General features: G+C 63.6%; 5 protein-coding genes. All 5 read left to right on the top strand.

The annotated features are described in order from the left end of the window. A partial coding sequence (locus tag RWT78_RS28085) for an amidohydrolase family protein (RefSeq protein WP_314682527.1) occupies positions 1–514 on the top strand: 514 nt, incomplete at its 5' end. Between the two features lie 37 nt (positions 515–551). Continuing rightward, a complete protein-coding gene (gene lnt, locus RWT78_RS28080; protein ID WP_030536364.1) occupies positions 552–2,120 on the top strand; it encodes an apolipoprotein N-acyltransferase in 1,569 nt (522 codons plus the stop codon). Positions 2,121–2,212: 92 nt separating this feature from the next. Beyond that, entirely contained in the window at positions 2,213–3,043 is an 831-nt protein-coding gene (locus tag RWT78_RS28075) for a hypothetical protein (RefSeq protein ID WP_047270554.1), read from the top strand. A gap of 136 nt (positions 3,044–3,179) precedes the next feature. Continuing rightward, positions 3,180–3,833 carry a hypothetical protein gene (locus RWT78_RS28070; protein WP_251014841.1) on the top strand — a complete coding sequence of 218 codons (654 nt, stop codon included), beginning with the start codon at positions 3,180–3,182 and terminating at the stop codon, positions 3,831–3,833. Continuing rightward, entirely contained in the window at positions 3,830–5,008 is a 1,179-nt protein-coding gene (locus RWT78_RS28065) for a PrsW family intramembrane metalloprotease (protein WP_003944910.1), read from the top strand. Before RWT78_RS28070 ends, RWT78_RS28065 begins: the two co-directional genes overlap by 4 nt. Positions 5,009–5,182 lie beyond the last annotated feature (174 nt).

Genomic DNA, 5,182 nt, shown 5'->3' with positions numbered 1-5,182 from the left:
CATCGCTAGCGTCCAACCGGTGTTCGACGCACTGTGGGGTGGCACCGACGGTCTTTACGCCACGCGCCTGGGAGTAGAGCGCGCAGCAGCGTTGAATCCGTTTGCACCTGCTGCCGGTAAGGGTGTCTCGCTCGCATTCAGCTCCGACGCCCCGGTCACCCCCATCGAGCCGTGGGCGATGCTGCGCGCCGCTGTCCAGCACCGCACCGACGGAAGTGGAATCTCGCCGCGTGCGGCCTTCTCCGCGGCAACTCGCGGCGCCTGGCGCGCGGGCGGAGTGCGGGACGGCGCCGCGGGAACCCTCAATCCGGGCGCACCGGCCTCCTACGTGTTGTGGGAGGCAGGCGAACTCGAAGTGAGCGCACCCGCCGACTCGGTTCAGCGATGGTCTACCGATCCGCGCTCGCGCGTACCCGCTCTGCCGAGGCTGGCGGAAGATGCGCCGATTCCGGTCTGCATCAAGTCGGTGCATCGCGGACGCGTCGTCTATCAGCGCGGCTCGTCGAGTGAGTGAGGCCGGCGCAGAGGCGTCTGTCGGTGATCGCTCCCGTGTGAGCGCTGTGCTCACCGGTTCCGCATGGCTACGTTCGCTGTACGCGGCCGCAGGTGGATTCCTGATCTTCGCAGGGTTCCCACCCCGCCCGCTGTGGTTCTTGGCGCCCGTCGGGATCGCTCTTCTGACGTGTGTGTTGACGAACTTCGGGCGCGGCGGACTGCGCCTTCGTGCCGGCTTCGGTTACGGATACTTGGCTGGTCTCGGATTTCTGGTGCCGTTGCTTCCGTGGATCGGTGTGTTCGTAGGTGCGGTCCCGTGGATCGCGTTGGCCGCGGTGGAGTCGTTGTTCATCGGACTGTTCGGGCTGCTTGCGGTTCTGGTGGCGAGGTTGCCATGGGCACCCTTGTGGATTGCTGCGACCTGGACGCTCACCGAGTGGCTTCGTTCCAGCGTTCCTTTCGGCGGATTTCCTTGGGGCAGGCTCGCATTCGGTCAATCCGAAGGGTGGCTCCTCCCTCTTGCGAGTGTCGGCGGTGCGCCGCTGCTCAGCTTCGCGGTGGCCCTGACCGGTACCGGCTTGGCAGCAGTTGCAGTCGCTGTCGCGGCCAAACGATGGGACCGAGGATTCTTCGGAGCTGTTGCCGCTGCCCTCGTGCCCGTGATCATTGCTCTCGCGGTGTCGCCGTTCTTGTCCACCATGGATTCCGGTGATCGAACGATCACCGTCGCCGCCATTCAGGGAAGCGTTCCGAGGTTGGGCTTGGACTTCAACTCGCAACGCAAGCAGGTCCTCGACAACCATGTCGCCGAAACCGTGAAACTTGCTGCCGAGGTGGACGCGGGCCGCGTCGATCAGCCTGACGTCGTGATCTGGCCGGAGAACGCCTCGGACATCGACCCCCTGCGAAACGCCGATGCCGCTGCCGACATCACCCGGGCCTCCGAAGCGATCGGAGCGCCGATTCTTGTCGGCACCGTACTCGTGAATGCCGATCGTACGACTACCAATTCGGTGATCGTGTGGGACGGCGCCAACGGTCCTCAGGAACAGCACGACAAGAAGATCATTCAGCCGTTCGGCGAATACCTGCCCTACCGAAGCTTCTTCCGGAACTTCTCCTCGTACGCCGATCGCGCGGGCAATTTCGTTCCCGGCGAGGGCAACGGCGTTGTCCATGCAGCGGGGGTACCCATCGGTGTCGCGACTTGTTACGAGGTGGCGTTCGACCGGGCGTTCCAGGAATCGGTGCGCAACGGTGCACAGTTGCTGGCGGTACCGACCAACAACGCCACTTTCGGGGACACCGAGATGACCTATCAGCAGCTGGCAATGTCGCGTGTGCGGGCAGTCGAGCACGGCCGCGCCGTCGTTGTCGCCGCAACCAGTGGTGTCAGCGCCATCATCGCTCCCGACGGTGCGGTGACTTCGCAAACCGACCTGTTCGTGCCGGCGGCCCTGGTGGCGAAGGTGCCGCTCTCGACCAGTTCCACCCTTGCCAGCCGAGTAGGTCCGGTGCCGGAGATCGTGCTCAGCATCATCGCGGTCGGCGCGATTGCCATGGCAGTGCTGGCCCGGCGCCGAGATCAGGCTGAGCACTCACCCGAGGAGACTGCGGCAATCTGAGCCGAGCATCGGATATTAGGGCTGCCGATGTTCCGAGGAGCGCCTACGCGGGTACTCGCTGTGCCACCCGTTCCTGCGTAAGGCGGCTTCTTGTGACCGAGCCTGAGAAAACCGAGCCAGACAAGTCCGAGCCCCGGGATGCAGTTCACAAAACCAGTGTCGTCGACGCGGTTCTGCAGTCACCGCTCGCCGGCCTGTCACCGTGGATCTTGCTGTCCTTGCTCTCCGGGCCGGGAAGGTTCGAGGAATCCGCGGCCGCAGCCCTCGGGTTGTCGCTGCTGATCTTGGCGGCCAGTCACCGGCGCGGCGGCACCGTGAAGCTGTTGGAGGTCTTCGACGTCGTGTTCTTCGGCGTTCTGGCGGCCATCGGCCTCCTCGCGTCGGCGAACACGATTCGGTGGTTCGAACTCTGGGGAGGCGAACTGACCAACATCGCGCTGGTGGTCTTTGCCTTCGGATCGATCCTGCTCCGCAATCCTTTCACTTTGCAGTACGCGAAAGAGTCGACGCCTGAAGAGTATTGGACGACGCCACTGTTTCTGCGCATCAACTACGTCATTACGGCGGTGTGGGCTCTCGCCTTCACCTGGTCGGCCGTAGTGGGCCTGTTCGGAGACGCACTGCTGCACGACGGTGACAACTTCTGGACCGGATGGATTCTGCAGTTGCTCGGAACCTTCTTCGCGATCTCCTTCACCGAGTGGTACCCCGAGTATGCGCCGAACAAGGCCGCTCAGGCTCAGGGCCTCGAAACCGAACCACCGCAGTCGATTTTCAGGCTGTTCGACTTTTTGCCGGTGTTCGTAGCCGTGACCGGCATCGCGGGGTTGGTGACCGACTCCGTTTCCGTGACCGCAGGCGTCACGTTGATTCTGGTCGGCGTGTTCGGACATCTGGCGATGCGACGGTTCACCGTCGACTAGGAGCTCTCGGTGATCTCGCGCCTACGGGAACTTGGTGCACGATCGTCTCGATGACCGGCAGGTGCCGGCTGATGCACGGAATTTGTCCGTTTCTGCGATAGTCAGTGCACCTGCCGTGCAATGGAAACGAGGGAAATTGAGCGTTATTTCGAGTACTGCACACAAGCACGAGCCCCTACACGGAAGACGTCCACCAGCGGATCACCGCTTCCTCGGATTCGACACACGAGTCTTTCCACACGCCCTCGCGATCTTGGCGGTGTGGATGCTCTGGACCGTGATCGTGCCCGCCATCGATTCCGCTGTCTCCTCCGAAGATCCAACCGGCGCCGGAGACCGGATGGCCGTGACCGAAACGGTCTCCTTCGCCGCACCTGCGGGCTGGAATGTCGACAGTGGTTTCCGAACCGACCAACATGGCGCGTCCGATTCGCTCCCACGTGTGACGTTGACCGATGGCACCGTCACCGTGAGCGTCGACGCCGACACATTCAGTGGAACTGCCGACGAACTCCTCTCCCAAACAGATGCCGTGAGTCTTGCGACGAACGGCAGTTCCGTGCTTGCGGTCTCCGGTGCGCGCCAGCCGATCAGCACCGACGGGGGTCTGAGCGGCGTCCAGGTCAGCTTTGACACTCCGCGGTCCGCCGGATCGGTGACCACATTCGTCGTCGACGGCAAGGGAATTCGGGTACAGGTAGTCGGCCCACCCGATCAGATCGCCGCCCGCAGTCGAGAAATCACCGACATGATCGCCTCTATCGGCACACACGAGGGAGACACCAAGTGAGCACCGATCTCCTCGAAACCCGCTCCCGCGCATTCGATACGACGGCCTGGGGCGAGAAATTTCACTTCTTCCAGCCACGCAACGTCGTGTTCTGGATATACCTGTGGATGTGCGGATTCGGCCTCGTCAAAGGCTGGCAGATGTTTGCTCCCTTCGCCGGATACTTCGGGCGCGCACTCCTCGTTGCCGGCATCGTCGGCGTCATCAGCGCCGCGGTCTGGACATGGTGGTTCCGGCACATCGACCGCTACGAACGCCAACCCGTAGGACTAGTGGTCACCGGCTTCATCTGGGGCGCCACCGCAGCAACGTTCACTATCGCAGTACCCGCGAACGGAGCAGTCGGTTCGCTCTACTCGAAGATTTTCGGGCAGGTATGGGCTCAGGACTGGCATGCGGGCCTCTCTGCACCCTTCGTGGAGGAAACCGCCAAAGGCATCGGCATCGTAGTCCTCCTCGCGCTTGCACCACGCCTGGTGCGCACCGCAACCGACGGCCTGCTCCTCGGTGCTTTCATCGGCTTGGGATTTCAGACCAGCGAAGACTTTCTGTACTCGATTGCCGGCGCAACACAGGGCTTCGGCGCCCACCAAACCGACGGCCTGCTCGGTTCCATCGCCACCCGCACCTACTCCGACATCGTCTCTCATCCCCTGTTCACCGCCCTTTTCTGCGCCGGCGTGATCTATCTGATCGGCACCCCGGCCCAGCCCCGGCGGATCGGACGCGGATTGGCGTTGATCGTGGCACCCATCCTGATCCACGGCGTGTGGGATTCCATGCTCGCGATCGCCGGCGGCAGCAGTTCGCTCGTGTTTGTCATCATGATCGGCGACATCGTCTTCGCGTTCACTGCCTTGTGGATCGCGTTCGTCTGGGCGCACCCACGTGAATCCCACTTCGTCCGTGACATTCTCGCCCCGGAAATCGAGTCCGGCGTCCTGACCGACGCCGAGGTGACAGCCGCCGGCGGATGGCGACAACAACGTACTTACGCGAAAGCCGCACCCACTCGTACCGAACGTCGCCAACGACGACATATCGTTCGTGCCGCGCTGGATCTGTGCAGCGACCTTGCTGTCAGCAAGGGCGACGACAGCCCCCAGGTCGTCGAATCACGCAACGAAATCACCCGCCTCCGCCAAGGAACCGCGGCACAGAGCATCACTCGGTGACCGGGAAGTAGCGGAAGAACCGTTCAGCACCGCAAAACATTCACCCACACCCCAGTCGGGGGGGGGGGGTGGGGGCGGGGCAAGGGCAGCACACCCCCCCCCCGGGGGGGGGGACGCGGGACAACCGGGGGGAGGTTTGTGTGTAGGAGGATGGGGGTGGGGGGGGGGGGGGGG

Origin of the sequence: uncultured Rhodococcus sp. (assembly GCF_963525155.1) — a bacterium.
Taxonomy (GTDB): Bacteria; Actinomycetota; Actinomycetes; order Mycobacteriales; family Mycobacteriaceae; genus Rhodococcus_F; species Rhodococcus_F qingshengii.
The sequence above is the reverse complement of the archived record's forward strand: the minus strand, read 5'-3'. Positions and strand labels throughout refer to the sequence as shown.